This window comes from Amycolatopsis pretoriensis (assembly GCF_900107925.1).
Classification (GTDB): domain Bacteria; phylum Actinomycetota; class Actinomycetes; order Mycobacteriales; family Pseudonocardiaceae; genus Amycolatopsis; species Amycolatopsis pretoriensis.
This window is the reverse complement of the sequence record NZ_FNUJ01000005.1, coordinates 1-18,753: the sequence shown is the minus strand read 5'-3', so window position 1 is coordinate 18,753 and position 18,753 is coordinate 1. Positions and strand designations below refer to the sequence as shown.

Sequence of the window (18,753 nt, the reverse complement as noted above, 5' to 3'; positions counted from 1 at the left end):
CTCGTCTCGCCCGAGCGGACGCTCGCTCCCTCCCAGTGTACTTGGCCGCGTCCGCTGGCATGCGGCAAGGACACCCCTGAGCGCGTCACAGACGGACGAAATCGGTTCGAGCCGAGTCTTGACGTAATTCGGTAGGTCTGAATGCGTTCTCGGGGCATTCAACCGAGCATCGCGCAACCCGGGTCAGCCGTACGTGTCACGCGGGCCGCGACCGGGCACGTGCCGGGGGCCTTTCCGCCAGCTCGGAGCGGTCGGACCCTGGATCCGCATGCGCTTGACGACGCCGTTCCCGACGCCCGCGGCGATCTTGTGCAGCAGCTTTCCCTGCAGCAACCGCAGCTGCGTGGCCCACGCCGTGGAGCTCGCGCGCACGGTGAGTTCCCCGTCTTTCAGCGCGACCGGCTGGGCGTGTTCGGCGACGTCCTCGCCCACCAGCCGGGCCCACTGCGCGAAGACGCGGGCGGTCGTGACGCTCTCGTTCCAGCCGCGGTCGGTGACCAGCCGCGAGACGAGCCGGCCGAGCGGCTGCGGGTCGCGCGGGTCCGCGCCCGGTCCCGACCAGCGGCGGCGCCGGGGGTTCTGGCCCCCGCCACCGCCGGCGGCACGGCGCCGGTAGCCCGGGGAAGTACCCCGTTCCTTGGCCTTCGCCTTGGCCGCTTCGAGCGCGGCGTGGGCGAGGTCCCGCCCGGTCTGGGGTGCCTCGTTCGGCCCAGCGCTGTTGTCACGCTCAGTGCCGACGGGTGGCTTGGTGCCGGTTTCGGACGTTTTGCGCCACCTATCTGGCCGTACGGTCACGGGCAGCGATAACTCATTCACCGTGTTATCCACACTGTCCACAGGTTTGTCCCCAGATCGGGTGCGGTTTGTGCGACCCGTCACACCGGGTGCTCTTTCGTCCGGCTCAGCCACGCGTGATCTCACCATCCGCCACCACGAACCGGCCGCCGGCCAGCTCGCTCGGCACGTCTTCGTCGACCGCGGCGGTCACCAGCACCTGCTCGGCGCTCGCCGCCACCTCGGCCAGCCGGGCCCGGCGCTTGCGGTCCAGCTCGGCGAACACGTCGTCGAGCAGCAGCACCGGCTCGCCCGCCTCCCCGCGCAGCAGCTCGTAGCTGCCGAGCCGGAGGGCGAGCGCGAACGACCACGACTCGCCGTGGCTCGCGTACCCCTTGGCCGGCGCCTCGCCGAGGATCAGCTCCAGCTCGTCCCGGTGCGGGCCGACCAGGCTGATCCCGCGCTCGAGCTCGGCCTTCCGGGCCTCACCGAGTGCTTTGAGCAAGACGTCTTTGAGGACGTCGGGTTGCGCCCGTTCGCCATCCGGTACGCCGTACGTCTCCGCCAGAGCGTCACCCAGCGACGACTTGTACGAAATCTTCGCCGGACGCGAGTCCGGCGCGACTCCCATGTACGCGGCGGCCGCGTACGGCCCGAGGTCCGCGACGAGGTTCAGGCGCGCGGCCAGCAGCTCCGCGCCCGCCACCGCGAGGTGGTCGTCCCAGACTTCCAATGTCGAGAGCGCGTACGGGTCTTCGCGGCCCGTACGCCGTTTCCCCGCGGTCTTGAGCAGGGCGTTGCGCTGCTTCAGCACCTTCTCGTAGTCGGCCCGGACCCCCGCGTACCGCGGCGCGCGCAGCACGAGGAGCTCGTCGAGGAACCGCCTTCGCTCGCTCGGGTCGCCCCGGACCAGCGACAGGTCCTCCGGCGAGAACAGCACCGTCCGCAGGATCCCGAGCACGTCGCGCGGCCGGCCGACCGCGCCGCGGTTGACCCGGGCGCGGTTCGCGCGGCCGGCGGTGATCTCGAGCTCGACGGTCAGCTCGCGGTCGTCGTTGACCACCGCGACCCGCACCAGCGCGCGCTCGCAGCCGTGCCGGATCAGCGGCGCGTCCGTCGCGACGCGGTGCGAGCCCAGCGTCGCGACGTACCCGATCGCCTCCAGCAGGTTGGTCTTGCCGCGACCGTTCTGGCCGACCAGCACGGTCGGCCCCGGGTCCAGCGCGAGATCGGCCTGCGGCCAGGAGCGGAAGTCGGTGACCTGCAGGTGACGCAGATACACCAGCTGCTCCTTACCCGCCGACCTTCTTCACGGCGTGCCCGCCGAACTGGTTGCGCAGCGCGGCGACCGCGCGCATCGCGGCCGAGTGCTCCTGCCGCGAGGCGAACCGCGCGAACAGCGCGGCCGAGATGACCGGCGCCGGCACCGCGTTGTTGATCGCCTCTTCCAGCGTCCAGCGGCCTTCGCCGGAATCCTCGACGTACCCCTCGAGGTCGTCCAGCTCCGGGTCCTCGTCCAGGGCGCGCACGAGCAGGTCGAGCAGCCAGGACCGGACGACCGTGCCGCGCTGCCAGCCCTTGATCACCGCGGGCACGTCGTTGACGACCTTCGCGGCCTCGAGCAGCTCGAAGCCTTCGGCGAAGGCCTGCATCATGCCGTACTCGATGCCGTTGTGGATCATCTTCGCGTAGTGCCCCGCGCCGACGTCGCCGGCGTGCGAGAAGCCTTCTTCGCGCGGGCCTTCCGGGCGCAGCGCGTCGAAGATCGGCATCGCCTTCTCGACGTCGGCGGCCGCGCCGCCGACCATCAGGCCGTAGCCGTTGTCCTTGCCCCACACGCCACCGGACACGCCGCAGTCGACGTAGCCGATGTTCTTCGCCGCCAGCAGATCGGCGTTCAGCTTGTCGTCGGTGTACTTCGAGTTGCCGCCGTCGATCACCATGTCGCCGGCGGAGAGCAGGTTGCCCAGCTCGGTGACGGTCTGCCGGGTCGGCTCGCCGGCCGGGACCATGATCCAGACGATCCGCGGGCCGTCCAGTTTGGACACGAGGTCTTCGAGCGACGTCGTGTCGGAGACGTCCGGGTTGCGGTCGTAGCCGACCACCTCGTGACCGGCCGCGCGCAGCCGCTCACGCATGTTGAAGCCCATCTTGCCCAGGCCGATCAGACCGAGCTGAACCATCGAGATCCCCTTACGTGCTAACGAGAAGTGCGGGTCAGCCGGGAAGGCGGACCGGCATCAGGAGGTAGAGGTAGCCGGGGACGACGTTGCCCTCGGGGTCGGCGGGCTTGATCAGCGCCGGCCGGTTCGGCGTGGTGAACGTGAGCTCCGCCCGGTCGCTGTGGAGTGCGCCCAGGCCGTCGACGAGGTAACCCGGGTTGAACGCGATGGTCACCGGCTCACCCTCGTACTCGACCTGAAGCTCCTCTTCGGCGCTTCCCTCGTCGTCGCCGCCCGCGGACAACCGCAGCGTGTTGTCCCCGAACTCCAGTCGTACCTGAGTCCCCCGCTCCGCCACCAGCGAAACGCGCTTGATGGACTCGGTGAGAGCGGACACGTCGATGACCGCGCGCGAGGTGTGCGACGCGGGCAGCAGCTGGCGGTACGGCGGGAACTCCGCGTCGAGCAGGCGGGTCGTCGTGTAGCGCCCGGAACCGGACAGGCCGAGCAGGCCTTCGCCGCTGGCGAGCGCGAGGCGGATCGTGGCGCCGCTCGCGCCGAGCGTCTTGGCGGCTTCGGCGAGGGTGCGCGCCGGGACGAGCACCGCGGCGTCGGCCAGGCCCTCGGCCGGCTGCCAGGTGAACTCGCGCATGGCGAGCCGGAAGCGGTCGGTCGCGACGAGGGTCAGCGAGCTGCCGGAGATCTCGAGCCGCATGCCGGTCAGCATCGGCAGCGTGTCGTCCTTGCCCGCGGCGACGACGACCTGGGTGACGGCCTGGCCGAACGCGTCGCCCGCGAGCTCGCCCGCGAAGGCGGGCTGGGACGGCAGCTGCGGGTAGTCCTCGACCGGCATGGTCGGCAGGGAGAACCGCGCGCTGCCGCACGTGATGGTGGCGCGCGCACCGTCGACGGAGATCTCGACCGGCTGCGCGGGCAGCGCCTTGGTGATGTCGGCGAGGAGGCGCCCGGACACGAGCAGGCGGCCGCCGTCGGCGATCGTCGCCGGGACGCCCACCGTGGCGGAAACCTCGTAGTCGAAGCCCGAGACGGTCAGCGCGTCGCTCTCGCCGTCCGAACCGGCGTCGAGCAGGACACCGCCGAGAACCGGCACGGGAGGCCGGGAGGGGAGGCTTCTGGCCACCCACGCGACGGCGTCGGCGAGCCCGTCACGCTCGACGCGGATCTTCATGCGCGCATCCTTTCGACGACCGAGCGCTCGTGGCTCGGGCCAGGCCTCGTTCTCGCGGGGCAGTGACCGGCTGCCCCCTCCGGCCGGTCCGCCCTCCCGCTTGAGCGGCCGGAGCGCGGACCAGGTGCAGGCGTCCACGTTAGGCCGTCGCGGGGCCCGCCGTCACCTCGGCCTCCCCTTGAGTTTGTCGACTTGCCGACACGTTCTCGCGGCTGTCCCCAACTTCGTCCATCGCCTGTTTTTGTTTTGTTCTCTCTTAGAAGAGATCTAAAGGCAGTAGCAGTAGTAAGCGTTGTGGATTGTGTGGATTGAGCTCGTTCGCGCAGGTCGGAGCGCTCGCGGGCATGTGGAGAACCGTGGTGGCAGTCCTGTGGGCAACTCGGGGCGTCCGTGGATGGTTTCGGGCATCCCCCGATTCGTCCACAGCCGGGCCGAGTTGTCCCCACGGTTGTCCCCAGGTGTGGGGGGTTCCGTCCCCAGGGTCTGGGGGTGCGCGGAGGGGTCCGGTTCGCCCTACCGAGTGATCGGCTCGTGCTGTGCACAGAATGTGGGCAACCTGTGGAATCGACGTGGACAACGGTGTGGATGGACTGTGGATCACCTGTGGGCGGGGTGTGGACGGAATCCGCGTCGTCGCTGCTGGGAGATCCGTTGGCACTGTGGGCAATCCGCCCACACCATGGGGAAACTTCCTTGTGTACAACTATTTTTCGCGACTTCGTCCGAAGACGACGAAGGGGCGTCCACATTGCGCGGACGCCCCGAAGTCGTTGGGAGGTAAGGGATGTGCTACTGGCGGGCGCGCTGCTTGATGCGCGACGTCAGCTCCTGCACCTGGTCGTAGATGCGCCGGCGCTCGGCCATCTCCTTGCGGATCTTCTTGTCCGCGTGCATGACGGTCGTGTGGTCGCGGCCGCCGAACGTCTGCCCGATCTTCGGCAGCGACATGTCGGTCAGCTCGCGGCAGAGGTACATCGCGATCTGGCGGGCCGTGGCGAGCGCCTTCGTCTTGCCGGGGCCGCACAGGTCGTCGAGCGTCACGTCGAAGAACTCGGAGATGACGCCCATGATGGTCGGCGCCGTGATCTCCGGCGCGTGCGAGTCGGGGATGAGGTCCCGCAGCACGATTTCGGCCAGGCCGGCGTCGACCGGCTGCTGGTTCAGCGACGCGAACGCGGTGACGCGGATGAGCGCGCCTTCGAGCTCCCGGATGTTCGCCTCGACGCGCGAGGCGATGAACTCCAGGACGTCGCCCGGCACCGCGAGCCGGTCCTGCGCCGCCTTCTTGCGGAGGATCGCGATGCGCGTCTCCAGTTCGGGCGGCTGGATGTCGGTGATCAGGCCCCACTCGAACCGCGTCCGCAGCCGGTCCTCCAGCGTCTCGAGGCGCTTGGGCGGGCGGTCGGAGCTGACGACGATCTGCTTGTTCGCGTTGTGGAGGGTGTTGAAGGTGTGGAAGAACTCTTCCTGCGTACCTTCTTTTCCTTCCAGGAACTGGATGTCGTCGACGAGCAGGATGTCGATGTCGCGGTAGCGCCGCTGGAACGCGACCTTGCGGTCGTCGCGCAGCGAGTTGATGAAGTCGTTCGTGAACTCTTCGGTCGAGACGTACCGGACGCGCATGCCGGGGAAGAGCCGTTGCGCGTAGTGGCCGACCGCGTGCAGCAGGTGCGTCTTGCCGAGCCCGGACTCACCCCAGATGAAAAGGGGGTTGTACGCGCGGGCCGGTGCTTCGGCGACGGCGACGGCGGCCGCGTGGGCGAAGCGGTTGGACGCGCCGATGACGAACGTGTCGAAGGTGTACTTCTCGTTCAGCTTCGTCTTCGACGTCTGCGGCTGCGCCGGCGCGGTGTAGGGCTGGCCGGCGATCGGCTGGCCGGAGAACGTCGGCCAGATCTCGTGGACGGCGGCGAGCGCTTCGCCTTCTTCGTCCACCTCTTCGTCCGTGTCGTCACCGTCGTCGGGCTTCGGCGCGACGGACTGGTGTGGGGGCAGCGGCGGCGCCGGCTCGGGACGCGGCGGCGGCAGCATCGGACCGGGACCCGGCCGCGGCACGGGCGCCGGCTCGGCCACGGCGCCGTTTTCCACCCGGCCGGGTGACGGCACGTAGTGGGGAGCGGGAACCGGGGCGACCGCCTCGGTGCTGTCGACCTTCACCGCGAGCGAGATGGCGCGGCCGAGCCGCCGGGAGAGCGCGTCGGTGATCGCACCGCGCAGGCCGCGTTCGATCGCTTCCTTCGCGAAGTCACTGGGAGCCGCCAGCAGGGCGGTGCCGTCGAGCAGGCCGATCGGTCGGGTCACGCGCATCCAGGCGCGCTGCTGCGGGGACAGGGTCCCGTCGGACAGTTCGCGCACCACCTGTTCCCAGATGACGCCCAGATTGTGCTGGTGCTCCGACACCTGTTCGGCTCCCCTCCCCTCGTCGGCGTGGACGGCCGACGCCCCTGGTCACGCGGTCCGGCGCCCCTCGCGGACCGGCGTGTGCATCGGCACAGCGAATATCCACATAGTTGTCCACAGCTGTGCACTAATGTACGGCGACCCGCGGCGACGCCACCTGCGGGCTCGTCGTACGCCGGTGGGCACTCCACCACCCGGATACTCGTGCACCTCGACCGGTGACCCGAGAGAGGCACGCTAACAAGCCCCGCCCGCTGCCACAAGGCATCCTGGGTCGCAAGCATTTCACGGTGTACGGCGTGTTGCCATTCGGTGCCCCGGCGTCGATGATCTCGGCTCCACCGGCCCGTCGCGGACCGTGGCCGAGGGGGTGCTTACCGGCCGCCCGACGGGGGTGCGTACCCTCGTAAAGTCTCCCGTATGCGACGGGTGCTATTCGCGTGCCCACGTTGTCGTCGCTCGTCGTGACGAGGCCACACGTTGGTAGGAGACACCAGAGACTGCCGTGCGCCCGCACGACACGCCAGACGACGGGGCGGAAACCCCGGCGTCCGACGCGACACACAGGAGAAGCAGTGAGCAAGGGTAAGCGCACCTTCCAGCCGAACAACCGCCGCCGCGCCAAGACGCACGGCTTCCGCCTGCGCATGCGCACGCGTGCCGGCCGGGCCATCCTGGCGGGCCGCCGTCGCAAGGGCCGCGCCGCGCTGTCCGCCTGATCCGGCACGTCGGGGCGCGCCGTGCTGCCGGCTGCCGCACGTTTGCGGCGGAGTGAGGATTTCCGCGTGGTTCTCCGTCGCGGGTCCCGGGCAGGCAAGCGCCGCCTCGTCGTCCACGCGCTGACCACGGACCCGTCCGGGGCCGCCGACGCTGTGCCGTCGGCGGCCAGGGCGGGTTTTGTGGTGAGCAAGGCCGTGGGGAACTCGGTGGTCCGCCACCGCGTCACCCGGCGGCTGCGTCACCTCGTTTCGGCGCGGCTCGGAACCCTGCCGCCCGGCAGTGCGTTGGTCGTTAGGGCATTACCGCCGGCCGCGTCCGCGTCCAGCGCGGAGCTCGGAGCCGATCTCGACGCCGCACTGCGCCGGCTGGGACTCACGCCGTCGCACCGTCCGGCCGGGGATGCCCCGCGCCCGACGCGTCCCGCCGACGCGGACCCCGACCACGGATCAGCGGTGTGACCGGCATGCGAGCCACCCCCGAGCACGACCACGAACACGACCTGGAGCCCGCGCCCCAGCGGCCCGGCCCCGTCGCGTGGGTCCTGTTGCTCCCCATCAAGCTCTACCGCAAGGCGATCTCGCCCTTCCTCCCGCCGGCTTGCCGGTTCTACCCGAGCTGCAGCGCGTACGCAGTCGAAGCCCTCACCCGGCACGGTGCCGGCCGCGGCTCCTACCTCGCGCTGCGCCGGCTGTTGCGCTGCGGCCCCTGGACACCGCCCGGCCGCGACCCCGTGCCCGAGGAGTTCTCGTGGCGCCACCGACGACCTGATACACCGATCGAGGAGTAGCAGCAGTGCTCGATTTCATCTACTACCCCGTGTCCTTCATCCTCTGGTGTTGGCACAAGGTCTTCGGGTTCGTCTTCGGTGAAGCCGCGGCGATCTCCTGGATCCTCGGCATCATCTTCCTGACCTTCACGGTCCGCGGCATCATGTTCAAGCCGTTCGTGAACCAGGTCCGGTCGATGAAGAAGATGCAGGACTTCGCGCCGGAGATGAAGAAGCTCCAGAAGAAGTACGCGAACGACAAGCAGCGCCAGGCGCAGGAGATGCAGAAGCTCCAGCGCGAGCACGGCGTCAACCCGCTGGGCAGCTGCCTGCCGATGCTGCTCCAGATCCCGGTGTTCATCGGCCTGAACCACGTCCTGCGCGCGTTCACGATGCCGCCACCCGGTGGTGGCCCGAAGACCGAGAACTACTTCTTCACCCAGCACGACGTCGAGTCCTACGTCAACGCGAAGCTGTTCGGCGTCAACCTCGGTGAGGCCGTCTACAACGGCGTCGGGGTCGTCAGCGGTGGCGCGACGAACGTCGGCTTCCACTGGAACGTGCTCCCGGTCGCGCTGCCCCTGATGATCGTCGCGTCGATCGCCACGCACCTCACCGCGCGGCACTCGGTGGCCCGGCAGAACGCCGCGTCGGCCACCCCGCAGACCGCGATCATGAACAAGCTGACGATGTACATCTTCCCGCTCGGTGTCCTCGTCTTCGGTGCGCTGTTCCCGCTCGGCCTCCTCTTCTACTGGCTGGCGAACAACGGCTGGACCCTGATGCAGCAGCGCCTCGTCTACACGAAGATCGACAAGGAAGAGGCGGCCCGCAAGGCGGAGGCCGCGGAGAAGCGCGCGTCGCTCGGCCCGAAGCCGGGGCAGAAGCCGACCGCGCCGAAGGTCGGCCAGAAGCCGGTCCAGCAGAAAAAGAACCAGCCGGCCCAGGGCGGCTCGCAGAAGAAGGTCACGAAGGCGGGCTCGGCCCACGGCTTCGCGCAGACCACGGCGCCCTCGGCGGAGACCCCCAAGGCGGCGGACGCGGCTCCGGCCCCGGCCGACACGAACGGCCAGAACGGCTCGAAGGACAACGGCACGGGGGTGCCGGGCCTTCTCAAAGACTCGACCAGGAAGTCGGGCCGGAAGCGCCGCTGAGGCGCGACCGGTTCGGAGAGGAGACGAATGATGTCGGAGACGATCGACACGATCGACGCCGATAAGGACGACGTGACCCCGGCCGCGGCGGCGGATGCGGCGGGCGAGGAGAAGGCGGGCGGTGACGACATCCTGGTTCAGGAGGGCGACATCGCCGGCGACTACCTCGAGCGCCTGCTGGACCTGCTCGACTACGACGGTGACATCGATCTGGACGTCGAAGCCGGCCGCGCGATCGTGAGCATCGACGGCGGTGAGGACCTCGAGAAGCTCGTCGGCCCGCGCGGCACGGTGCTCGAGGCGCTGCAGGAGCTGACCCGCCTGGCGGTCCAGCAGGAGACCGGCTCGCGCAGCCGGCTGATGCTGGACATCGCGGGCTGGCGCTCGGACCGCCGCGAGGAGCTGCGCGAGCTCGGCCGCTCGACGGCGGAGTCGGTGCTGCAGAGCGGCGAGCGGGTGCGGCTGCAGCCGATGAGCCCGTTCGAGCGCAAGGTCGTCCACGACGCGGTGGCGGCGGTGTCCGGCGTCACGAGCGAGAGCGAGGGCGAGGACCCGAAGCGCCGCGTGGTGATCTTCCCGGAGTCCTGAGACTCGGTTCCACCGGAGCGGCCCCACTTGACTCGGTCAGGTGGGGCCGCTTCTTTTGTGCCATGCGCCCGGCTCCCGGTGAGGTCGTCTGCTGGGCGGTCGGCTCGGAGCGGGCGCCGGACCACTGGTTCCCGCGTCAGTGTCCGAGGGGCGATGGCGTCGGCGGTGCTGTCGGCGACGGACGCAGACCTCGCGTGGCTCGGCGCCGATCGGGTGCACGCGATGGTCGCGACCGAACCGGTCTCGCCGCTGGGTCCACCTTCGCCGGTCGGCGACCTCCTCGGGCTGCACGAGGAGGCGGGGATCGAGCTGAGGGTGGTGCGGAACCTGTGGCCGTTCGTGGACGCCGCGGCAGCAGCTCGCTCGGGTTCAGCGGGATCCGGCTGCGGAACGCGGAGCTACCGCCGAGCGAATTACAGCGGTGATGTTTCACGTGGAACTGGCGGCCGGTGTGCGCCGCGGGTGAGTCACAGCTGCGTTGTTTCACGTGGAACCGCCGCCGGGTGAGTGGAGTTCTGCACATCTGCGGACTGTCGGCTCGTTTTCGGCTCGGCATCGGGGACAATCGACGGAGCGCGTTTCACGTGAAACGCGCGGACGAGGAGTAGGCGGAGTGAGCTTGGATCAGGCCGCGGCGACGGTGCGGGCCGCGGCGGAGCGGGTGTTCGGTTCGCGGGTGGACCAAGCGGCTGGGTACGTCGAACTCCTCGAGCGGCACGGTGTCGAGCGTGGGCTGATCGGGCCGCGGGAGGTCGAGCGGCTGTGGGAGCGGCACGTCCTCAACTCGGCCGTCATCGGCGAGCAGATGCCCGAGGGTGCCCGCGTCGTCGATGTCGGGTCGGGTGCCGGGCTTCCGGGAGTACCGCTCGCGATCGCGCGACCGGACCTCGATATCGTCTTGCTCGAACCGATGGCCCGCCGGGTGGACTGGCTGGCCGAGGTGGCCGAGAAGCTGGAACTCCCGATCACCATCGTCCGTGGACGCGCGGAGGAGCGGCCTGTGCGTGAGCAGCACGGTGGCGCCGACATCGTCACCGCTCGCGCGGTCGCCCCGCTCGCCCGGCTCGCGGACTGGTGCTTGCCGCTCGTTCGTCCCGATGGCTTCCTGGTCGCTCTCAAGGGCGCCGGCGCGGCGGACGAGATCGAGCGGGACGGTGCCGCCATTCGCAAGGCCGGCGGGGCCGACCCGCTGATCGTCGAATGCGGTGCCGCCGTACTGGAGGTCCCCAGCACGGTTGTGAAGATCCGTCGCCTCCCCTCAGCTGGCAAGCCGAAGGCGCGGAGCAGGAAGCGTTAACGGGTCGCCGTGTTCCACGTGAAACCGCGCGACTCGACCACCGACCAGACGTCTACATGGAGGAGGTGTCGAGACCGGTGAATCCCCCGCCGTCCGACTCCACGGAGACCACCCCCGACGTGGGCTGGACCCCGATCGCCGAAGAAGCCGCCCGCGCCGCGCGTCTGCTGCACCCGAAGGAAGGGGAACTCCCCCGCCCCGGTCGCCGCCGCGTGCTGACCGTCGCCAACCAGAAGGGCGGCGTCGGCAAGACCACGAGCACGGTCAACCTCGCCGCCGCGCTCGCCGTCCACGGGCTCAAGACGCTCGTCGTCGACCTCGACCCGCAGGGCAACGCGAGCACCGCGCTCGACGTCGACCACCGGTCCGGGACGCCCTCCATCTACGAGGTGCTCATCGGCGAGGTGACGCTCGCGGACGCCGCGCAGCCCACCGAGCAGTCCCCCAACCTCTTCTGCGTCCCCGCCACGATCGACCTCGCCGGCGCCGAGATCGAGCTCGTCTCGATGGCGTCCCGCGAGTCCCGGCTCAAGGAGGCCATCTCCTCGGAGATCCTCGACGAGATCGGCGTCGACTACGTCTTCATCGACTGCCCGCCCTCGCTCGGCCTGCTGACGGTCAACGCGATGGTCGCCGCGCAGGAGGTGCTCATCCCGATCCAGTGCGAGTACTACGCGCTGGAAGGGCTCGGGCAGCTGCTGAGCAACATCGAGCTCGTGCAGCAGCACCTCAACCGCGAGCTGCGCGTCTCGACGATCCTCCTCACCATGTACGACGGCCGGACCAAGCTGGCCGACCAGGTGACGAACGAGGTGCGCAACCACTTCGGCGACACGGTCCTGAAGACGGTCATCCCCCGCAGCGTGAAGGTCTCCGAGGCGCCCGGGTACGGCCAGACCGTCCTCGCTTACGATCCTGGTTCGCGCGGTGCGATGAGTTACGTGGACGCGGCCAAGGAGATCGCCGAACGCGGTGCGCAGATGGAGAAGGGTAGTTCGACATGACGGAGCGCAGAGGAGGGCTGGGGCGCGGCCTCGCCGCCCTCATCCCGACGGGGCCGGCGACCGGCAGCGGTCCGCTGCCGGCGCCCGCTGACGGCGCTGCGGCGGACAAGAAGGCGGCCGAGGACAAGGGTTGGTTCGCGGCCAACGGCCAGGCGAAGACGCACGGCGGCGAGGTCGCCGGCGCCGTCTACCGCGAGATCCCGGTCAGCTCGATCAAGCCGAACCCGAAGCAGCCGCGGCAGGTCTTCGACGAAGACGCGCTCGCCGAACTCGAGCACTCGATCCGCGAGTTCGGGCTCATGCAGCCCATCGTCGTCCGCGAGCTCGGGAACGACGAGTACGAGCTCGTCATGGGCGAGCGCCGGCTGCGCGCGTCACAGCAGGCGGAGCTCGAAGCGATCCCGGCGATCGTCCGGCAGACCGCCGACGAGTCGATGCTGCGTGACGCGCTCCTGGAGAACATCCACCGCGTCCAGCTGAACCCCCTCGAAGAGGCGGCGGCCTACCAGCAGCTGCTCGACGAGTTCGCGGTCACGCACGAGGAGCTGGCGAGCCGGATCGGCCGCAGCCGGCCGGTCATCACCAACACGATCCGGCTCCTCAAGCTCCCCCTGCCGGTGCAGCGCCGGGTGGCCGCGGGCGTCCTGTCCGCCGGTCACGCCCGCGCGTTGCTCTCGCTGGAGGACGCCGACAGCCAGGAAGAGCTCGCCGCCCGCATCGTCGCGGAGGGCATGTCGGTCCGGGCGACCGAGGAAGCCGTCACGCTCAAGAAGAGCGAGAAGCCGGCCAAGCCGAAGCCCGCGCCGCGCAAGCCGATCCAGGCGCCCGGGTTGCAGGAGCTCGCGAACCGGCTTTCGGACCGGTTCGACACGCGGGTGAAGGTCGACCTCGGCCGCCGCAAGGGCCGGATCACGCTCGAGTTCGGCTCGGTCGACGACCTCGAGCGGATCGTCGCGATCATCGATGCGAATGGGACGAATCAGACACCGAAAACCGATTAGGGATCACCCCGGGGTGTTTCGTCACGGTGATGATTGCTCGACGCGATCGCGGTGACCACAACCGGTGATGATCAACCGCGACACGAAAAGGCCGCCACGGAAGCTCCGAGGCGGCCTTTCGCGTGCGAGGGGTCAGCGAGAAATCGCGCGCCCGATGAGTTCGCCGAACACCGTGCCGAGAGACTTGCCCGCGGCTTCGATCGCCATCGGCACCGTCGACGTCTCGGTCAGCCCCGGCGACGGGTTCACTTCGAGGAAGTACACCGTTCCGTCCGACGCGACGACCGCGTCGGTGCGGGAGATGTCCCGGAGGCCGAGCACGCGGTGCGCGGCGACGGCCAGCTCGGCCACCGCCTTGGCCGCGGCGTCGTCCAGGCGGGCCGGGGTGAAGAAGTCCGTCAGGCCGGCCGTGTAGCGGGCCGTGTAGTCGTACACGCCGCTCTCCGGCACGATCTCGACCGCCGGCAGGGCCTCGGGTCCGTTCTCGCCCTCGATGACCGTCACGGCCACCTCGACGCCGTCGACGAACCGCTCCGCGAGCACCGTGTCGCCGTAGGCGAAGCAGCCGACCATCGCCGCCGGCAGTTCCGCCGCCTCGCGGACCACCTGGGTGCCGAGCGCCGAGCCGCCCTGGTCGGGCTTGAGGATCAGCGGCAGGCCGAGCTGCTCCACCATCGCGTCGAGGACCGCCTGCGCGCCGAGCTCGCGGAACGTGCTGTGCGGCAGCACCACCCAGCCGGGTGTCGTGAACCCGGCGTTCTCGATGAGCGCCTTCGCCGTCGGCTTGTCCCACGCGCGGCGGCAGCCCTGGGAGCCGGTGCCGACGAACGGCACGTCCAGCATCTCCAGGACCGTCTGCACCGAGCCGTTCTCGCCCTCGCCGCCGTGCAGCGCGACGACGACCGCGTCCGGCCGCTGGGTGCGCAGGCGCTCCAGCAACCCGGCGTCGGTGTCCCACTCCTCGATGCCGAGGCCCTCGGACTTGAGCGCCGCGGAGAGCCGTCGCCCGGACCTCAGCGAGACGTCGCGTTCGTGCGAAAGCCCGCCGGCGAGCACGGCAACGGTACGGTCGACCACCGTGGAAACTCCTTAGCTGAAAAGAACTAGACCGTGTCCGGGGACGGGTTCTGCGGTCCCTGGATCTGGCGCGAGGTCACGCTACCGAAGGTGCGCGCGAGGTCCATTTCGGACTCCAGCACGGCGGCCAGCCGCCGCACGCCCTCGCGGATGCGCTCCGGCGTCGGGTAGCAGTAGGACAGCCGCATCTGACGGCTGCCGAACCCGTCGGCGTAGAAGCCGGTTCCGGACGCGTACGCCACCCGCGCGGTCACCGCGCGCGGCAGCATCGCCTTCGTGTCGACGCCTTCCGGCACCGTCACCCAGACGTAGAACCCGCCGTCCGGCTTGGTCCACGAGCAGCCCGCGGGCAGGTACTGCTCCAGCGCGGACAGCATCGCGTCGCGCCGGTCGCGGTAGTTCTCGCGGAACTTCTTGATCTGGCCCTTCCAGTCGTGCGTGGCCAGGTAGCGCGACACGATCATCTGGTTGAACGTCGGCGGGCACAGCGTGGCCGACTCCGCGGCCAGCACGAGCTTCTCGCGCACGGCGTGCGGCGCGAGCACCCAGCCGACGCGCAGGCCCGACGCGAACGTCTTCGAGAACGAACCGAGGTACACGACGTTGTCGGGGTCGGTCGAGCGCAGCGCCGGGTACGTCTGGCCGTCGAAGCCGAGCAACCCGTACGGGTTGTCTTCGACGACGAGGACACCGTGTTCGCGGCAGATCTCGAGGATCTCCGCGCGGCGTTCGACGGCCAGCGTGACGCCGGCGGGGTTGTGGAAGTTCGGGATCGTGTAGAGGAACTTGACCCGGCGGCCGGCCTTCTCCGTCCGGTCGAGCGCCTCGCGCAGCAGCGACGGCACCAGGCCCTGGTCGTCCATGGCCACGTGCACGACCTGCGCCTGGTACGCGGCGAACGAGCCCAGCGCGCCGACGTACGACGGGCCTTCGGCGATCACGACGTCACCCGGGTCGCAGAACAGCCGCGTGACCATGTCCAGGCCCATCTGGGAGCCGACGGTCACCACGACGTCGTCCGGGTGGGCCTTGATGCCCTCCAGGGCCATGATTTCGCAGATCTGCTCGCGCAGCACCGGCACGCCGTGCGCCGAGCCGTACTGCAGCGCGACGAGGCCGTCCTCGGCGATGATCTCCGCCACCTGCGCCGAGAGCGTGTCGAGCGGGAGCGCCGCCAGGTTCGGCATGCCGCCGGCCAGCGAAACCACCTCGGGCCGGCTGGCGACCGCGAACAGCGCTCGGATCTCCGAGGCGGTCATCCCGGCGGTGCGCGCGGCGTACCGCTCGAGGTGCGGGTCGAGGTTCTGGCGGCCGCTCTGCGGCTTGCTGGGGCGGTTCTCGGTCATCGACGATTCACCCGGGGCTCGATGGATATAGATCCTGTCGAGTGTAACCGGGCACCCATCCGGTACCCCTGGCCTTTCGGCGCTCGTCACATCCGCCTATCCTCGACCATGGCTCCCGTGTTCGTGCCGTGGTCAGACGCGGCTTGACGACCGGGCGGCCGGTCGGGAGAAGCAGGTCAGGGGAGGTCGCGGGTGTCGCGTCGCGTCGTGGGCGTCACACTGGACAACCTGGAGCACCTGCCCAAGAGCTGCCGCAGGTGCGTGTACTGGGAACTGGCCCCGCACCTGAAGAACCAGGCCGAGGAGTTCGGCGCCACCGAGGTCGAGAAGGAAGCCTGGGTTTCCAGCGTCCTGCTCGAGTGGGGTTCCTGCGGCCGCATCGTCTACAGCGACACGCTGCCGGTCGGGTTCGTGCTGTACGCCCCGCCGAACGCCGTCCCGCGCTCGCTGGCCTTCCCGACGTCCCCGCCGAGCGCGGACGCGATCCTGCTGACGGCGTTCCAGGTCCTCCCGGAGTTCCGCGGCGGCGGCCTCGGCCGGATGCTCGTCCAGGCGGTCGCCAAGGACCTGACCAAGCGCGGTGTCCGCGCGATCGAGGCGTTCGGCGACGCCCGCCCCGACGAGACCGACCCGGACGGCGGCCACAGCTGCGTGCTGCCGGCGGCGTTCCTCCAGAGCGTCGGCTTCAAGACGGTCCGCCCGCACCAGAAGTGGCCGCGCTTGCGGCTGGAGCTGCGGTCGGCGATCACCTGGAAGGAAGACGTCGAGGCGGCGCTGGAACGGCTGCTCGGCCAGGTGACGATCACGACGGCCGAGCCCAGCCTCGGCCGCGCCTGACCCACCCCGCAAACGTTTGCTCCCGTGCTCGAGCACGGCTGAAACACGCGTGTGCACAACTGTGGAAGAAGTGCCGAGTTATCCACAGAGCGCTGCTAGGAGCGGTGGAAAAGCTGTGGATGACTGCCCACGAACCTGGGGACGCAGCGCGTGCGTCCCCAGGGGTGGTGGAGCAGGTGAAGGTGAGCCGCTAGGGGTTGTGGTCGGCCCTATTCGGCTTTGGCGAGCTCGTGCGCCAGGACGTCGGCGAACGTGAACGTTCCCGTCGGCTGGTCGCCTTCGCCGAGCAGGTACAGGCGCTTGACGGCGATCAGGATGCCCTCCGCGACGATGTCGCGGAACGCCGGGTCGCCGAGCTTGCGGGCGTCGTCCGGGTTCGTCAGGTAACCGATCTCGATCCGGACCGCCGGGCAGCGGGTGCGGGTGAAGATGTCCCACGACTTGTAGTGCGTGCGGTTGTCCTGCAGGCCCGTGCGGGCCGCGACCTCACGCTGGATGAAGCCGGCCAGCAGCTCGCCCACCGTGGACGTCGTGCCGTTGCCGTTGCCGAAGTGGAAGCTCGCGACACCCTGCGCGCGCGGCGACGGGTTCTTGTCGCTGTGCAGGGACAGGAACAGGTCCGCGCCGGCGTCGTTGGCGAACTTGGCGCGTTCCAGCTCGGTCGGGCTGTGGTTCGGGCCGCGGGAGATCAGCGCCTCCATGCCCGTGGCCTTCATCCGGCCTTCGAGGCGGCGCGCGAGGTCCCAGGCGATGTCGGCTTCGCGCAGGCCGCCGGCGACCACGCCGAGGTCGTCGCCGCCGTGGCCCGGGTCGATCACGATGCGCTTGCCGCGCAGGCGCGGACCGGCCTGGCGCACCTGCTCCTGCTCGCGCAGGAACACGGGGCGCCCGCCCCTGGCCCGCGGCGAGGACAGGCGGTGCAGCTCGCGGATGGTCGCCGGGCCGCACATGCCGTCCGGCGTCAGGCGCATGTCGCGCTGGAACGTCTTCAGCGCGCGCTCGGTGGCGGGGCCGAAGTAGCCGTCCGGGCGGCCGGCGTCGAAACCGAGCTCGGTCAGCCGCTCCTGCAGCGTGAAGACGTCGTCGCCGTGCACCGGCGACGCGATCATGTACGACAGCGGGCGGCTGCCCAGGTGGTAGCTGGCGCCCTTGAGCGCCTGGAAGGTCGCCGGACCCACGATGCCGTCGGTCATCAGCCCACGGCGCTGCTGGAAGGCACGGACGGCGTGCTCGACGGCGACGTCGAACGTGTCGTAGGCGTCGGTACCGGTGACCGGCGGGAGCAGATCCATCCCGGCCAGGATGGACCTGATTTCGGCGACGTCCGGACCGGCGTCACCGCGGCGGAGTACCCGCATGCACTCCTCGCTCTTTCCTAGGGCACCGAGTCGGGGGGCTCGGTGCGGGGCAAGAAAACCTTCGCTGGGACGGGCCCAGGTCCTCTATTGTGCCTTGCCAACTCTCGGTGACAGCGTAGGCCCGGTAGGTCAGTCAAGAGCCCGATCGTGGAGTACCCCTGGTGGCCCCGGTCACGCTCGATTCACCCACACCGGTCACATTCCCCTGAACGGCGACGGACCCGGGGTCCGCAAGAGGGTTCTCGCAGGCCCCGGGTCCGCCGGGAGTACTGGAACTCAGAGAACGTCGGCGAGGTCCGACAGCAGCGCGGCCTTCGGCTTGGCGCCGACGATCTGCTTCACCGGCTTGCCGCCCTGGAACAGGATCAGCGTCGGGATGGACATCACCTGGTAGTCACGCGGCGTGTTCGGGTTCTCGTCGATGTCGATCTTGGCGATGGTCAGCTTCTCGCCGTTCTCGGCCGCGATCTCCTCGAGCACCGGGGCGACCATCTTGCACGGGCCGCACCAGGTGGCCCAGAAGTCGACCAGAACGGGCTTCTCGCTGGTCAGGACCTCGTCGACGAACGTCGCGTCGGTCACCTTGACGGTGTTGGCCATGGTTTTCTCCTCCAAGGGGTGTGTTGCGCCGGAAAGTCAGTTGGTGCCCGCGCCGTAGCCGCCGCCGACGAGCTCGGCCGCCTCGTGCGCGTCCGATTCGCCGTGCTCCGCGAGCCATCGTTCCGCGTCGATCGCGGCACTGCACCCGGAACCGGCGGCGGTGATCGCCTGCCGGTACGTGCGGTCCACCAGGTCGCCGGCCGCGAACACGCCGTCGAGGTTGGTGTAGGACGTCCGCCCCTGGGTGACGACGTAGCCGTCCTCGTCCAGGTCGACCTGCCCCTTCACCAGCTGGCTGCGGGGGTCGTGGCCGATCGCGACGAAGAAGCCCGACACGTCCAGCGTCGACTCCGAGCCGTCCTTGGTGTCCTTGAGCTGCAGGCCCTCGACCTTGCCGTCGCCGACCACGCCGGTGATCTGCGAGTTCAGCTTCCACTTGATCTTCTCGTTCGCGCGGGCGCGCTCGAGCATGATCTTGGA

20 protein-coding genes are annotated in these 18,753 nt (G+C 69.8%); 10 read left to right on the top strand and 10 right to left on the bottom strand.

Features of this window, described 5'->3' with window-relative positions; all coding sequences use genetic code 11:
* Positions 1-183 precede the first annotated feature (183 nt).
* The 5 genes from BLV96_RS21715 to dnaA all read right to left on the bottom strand — a co-directional run bounded on the left by BLV96_RS21715 (position 184) and on the right by dnaA (position 6,525).
* Positions 184-795, bottom strand: a complete 612-nt coding sequence (locus BLV96_RS21715; protein ID WP_086678900.1) for a DciA family protein — start codon at positions 793-795, stop codon at positions 184-186.
* A gap of 106 nt (positions 796-901) precedes the next feature.
* A complete protein-coding gene (gene recF / locus BLV96_RS21710; protein ID WP_086678901.1) occupies positions 902-2,056 on the bottom strand; it encodes a DNA replication/repair protein RecF in 1,155 nt (384 codons plus the stop codon).
* Between the two features lie 10 nt (positions 2,057-2,066).
* The gene (gnd, locus tag BLV96_RS21705; RefSeq protein WP_086678902.1) at positions 2,067-2,957 is read right to left on the bottom strand and encodes a phosphogluconate dehydrogenase (NAD(+)-dependent, decarboxylating); all 891 of its coding nucleotides are present in this window, start codon (positions 2,955-2,957) and stop codon (positions 2,067-2,069) included.
* A 34-nt stretch (positions 2,958-2,991) separates the two neighbouring features.
* The gene (dnaN, locus tag BLV96_RS21700) at positions 2,992-4,125 is read right to left on the bottom strand and encodes a DNA polymerase III subunit beta (protein ID WP_086678903.1); all 1,134 of its coding nucleotides are present in this window, start codon (positions 4,123-4,125) and stop codon (positions 2,992-2,994) included.
* 789 nt (positions 4,126-4,914) lie between these two features.
* The gene (gene dnaA, locus BLV96_RS21695) at positions 4,915-6,525 is read right to left on the bottom strand and encodes a chromosomal replication initiator protein DnaA (RefSeq protein WP_086678904.1); all 1,611 of its coding nucleotides are present in this window, start codon (positions 6,523-6,525) and stop codon (positions 4,915-4,917) included.
* 575 nt (positions 6,526-7,100) lie between these two features.
* Between dnaA and rpmH the strand changes: the two genes are divergently transcribed.
* From rpmH to BLV96_RS21650, 9 genes are all read left to right on the top strand, one after another.
* A complete protein-coding gene (gene rpmH, locus BLV96_RS21690) occupies positions 7,101-7,244 on the top strand; it encodes a 50S ribosomal protein L34 (protein ID WP_003082934.1) in 144 nt (47 codons plus the stop codon).
* A gap of 21 nt (positions 7,245-7,265) precedes the next feature.
* Positions 7,266-7,703 (top strand): ribonuclease P protein component, encoded by a 438-nt coding sequence (gene rnpA / locus BLV96_RS21685; protein ID WP_086678905.1) that lies wholly within the window; start codon positions 7,266-7,268, stop codon positions 7,701-7,703.
* A 5-nt stretch (positions 7,704-7,708) separates the two neighbouring features.
* Positions 7,709-8,032, top strand: a complete 324-nt coding sequence (yidD, locus tag BLV96_RS21680; RefSeq protein ID WP_091389515.1) for a membrane protein insertion efficiency factor YidD — start codon at positions 7,709-7,711, stop codon at positions 8,030-8,032.
* 5 nt (positions 8,033-8,037) lie between these two features.
* Positions 8,038-9,165 (top strand): membrane protein insertase YidC, encoded by a 1,128-nt coding sequence (gene yidC, locus BLV96_RS21675; protein ID WP_086678907.1) that lies wholly within the window; start codon positions 8,038-8,040, stop codon positions 9,163-9,165.
* A 30-nt stretch (positions 9,166-9,195) separates the two neighbouring features.
* On the top strand, positions 9,196-9,753 hold the full coding sequence (locus BLV96_RS21670; protein ID WP_167379690.1) for a Jag family protein: 558 nt from the start codon (positions 9,196-9,198) through the stop codon (positions 9,751-9,753).
* Between the two features lie 153 nt (positions 9,754-9,906).
* On the top strand, positions 9,907-10,260 hold the full coding sequence (locus BLV96_RS51450) for a DUF6886 family protein (RefSeq protein WP_341866096.1): 354 nt from the start codon (positions 9,907-9,909) through the stop codon (positions 10,258-10,260).
* 106 nt (positions 10,261-10,366) lie between these two features.
* Positions 10,367-11,050 carry a 16S rRNA (guanine(527)-N(7))-methyltransferase RsmG gene (rsmG, locus tag BLV96_RS21660; RefSeq protein ID WP_086678909.1) on the top strand — a complete coding sequence of 228 codons (684 nt, stop codon included), beginning with the start codon at positions 10,367-10,369 and terminating at the stop codon, positions 11,048-11,050.
* A 77-nt stretch (positions 11,051-11,127) separates the two neighbouring features.
* The gene (locus tag BLV96_RS21655) at positions 11,128-12,054 is read left to right on the top strand and encodes a ParA family protein (RefSeq protein ID WP_086678910.1); all 927 of its coding nucleotides are present in this window, start codon (positions 11,128-11,130) and stop codon (positions 12,052-12,054) included.
* Positions 12,051-13,055, top strand: a complete 1,005-nt coding sequence (locus BLV96_RS21650) for a ParB/RepB/Spo0J family partition protein (protein ID WP_086678911.1) — start codon at positions 12,051-12,053, stop codon at positions 13,053-13,055. Before BLV96_RS21655 ends, BLV96_RS21650 begins: the two co-directional genes overlap by 4 nt.
* 132 nt (positions 13,056-13,187) lie before the next feature.
* On the opposite strand, the gene BLV96_RS21645 is transcribed toward BLV96_RS21650, so the two are convergent.
* Together BLV96_RS21645 and BLV96_RS21640 are read right to left on the bottom strand one after the other, a co-directional pair.
* Positions 13,188-14,132 (bottom strand): D-alanine--D-alanine ligase family protein, encoded by a 945-nt coding sequence (locus tag BLV96_RS21645; protein ID WP_086678912.1) that lies wholly within the window; start codon positions 14,130-14,132, stop codon positions 13,188-13,190.
* Positions 14,133-14,158: 26 nt separating this feature from the next.
* Positions 14,159-15,478 carry an aminotransferase-like domain-containing protein gene (locus tag BLV96_RS21640; RefSeq protein ID WP_086678913.1) on the bottom strand — a complete coding sequence of 440 codons (1,320 nt, stop codon included), beginning with the start codon at positions 15,476-15,478 and terminating at the stop codon, positions 14,159-14,161.
* Between the two features lie 192 nt (positions 15,479-15,670).
* On the opposite strand from BLV96_RS21640, the gene BLV96_RS21635 reads away from it, so the two are divergent.
* On the top strand, positions 15,671-16,315 hold the full coding sequence (locus BLV96_RS21635; RefSeq protein WP_086678914.1) for a GNAT family N-acetyltransferase: 645 nt from the start codon (positions 15,671-15,673) through the stop codon (positions 16,313-16,315).
* A gap of 209 nt (positions 16,316-16,524) precedes the next feature.
* Here BLV96_RS21635 and BLV96_RS21630 read toward each other — a convergent pair whose 3' ends face one another.
* The 3 genes from BLV96_RS21630 to BLV96_RS21620 all read right to left on the bottom strand — a co-directional run.
* Positions 16,525-17,673 carry an N-acetylmuramoyl-L-alanine amidase gene (locus tag BLV96_RS21630; protein WP_086678915.1) on the bottom strand — a complete coding sequence of 383 codons (1,149 nt, stop codon included), beginning with the start codon at positions 17,671-17,673 and terminating at the stop codon, positions 16,525-16,527.
* A gap of 276 nt (positions 17,674-17,949) precedes the next feature.
* On the bottom strand, positions 17,950-18,273 hold the full coding sequence (gene trxA / locus BLV96_RS21625) for a thioredoxin (RefSeq protein WP_003082899.1): 324 nt from the start codon (positions 18,271-18,273) through the stop codon (positions 17,950-17,952).
* 36 nt (positions 18,274-18,309) lie between these two features.
* Positions 18,310-18,753 (bottom strand): NAD(P)/FAD-dependent oxidoreductase (locus BLV96_RS21620; protein ID WP_167379687.1); only part of this gene is annotated, 444 nt, incomplete at its 5' end.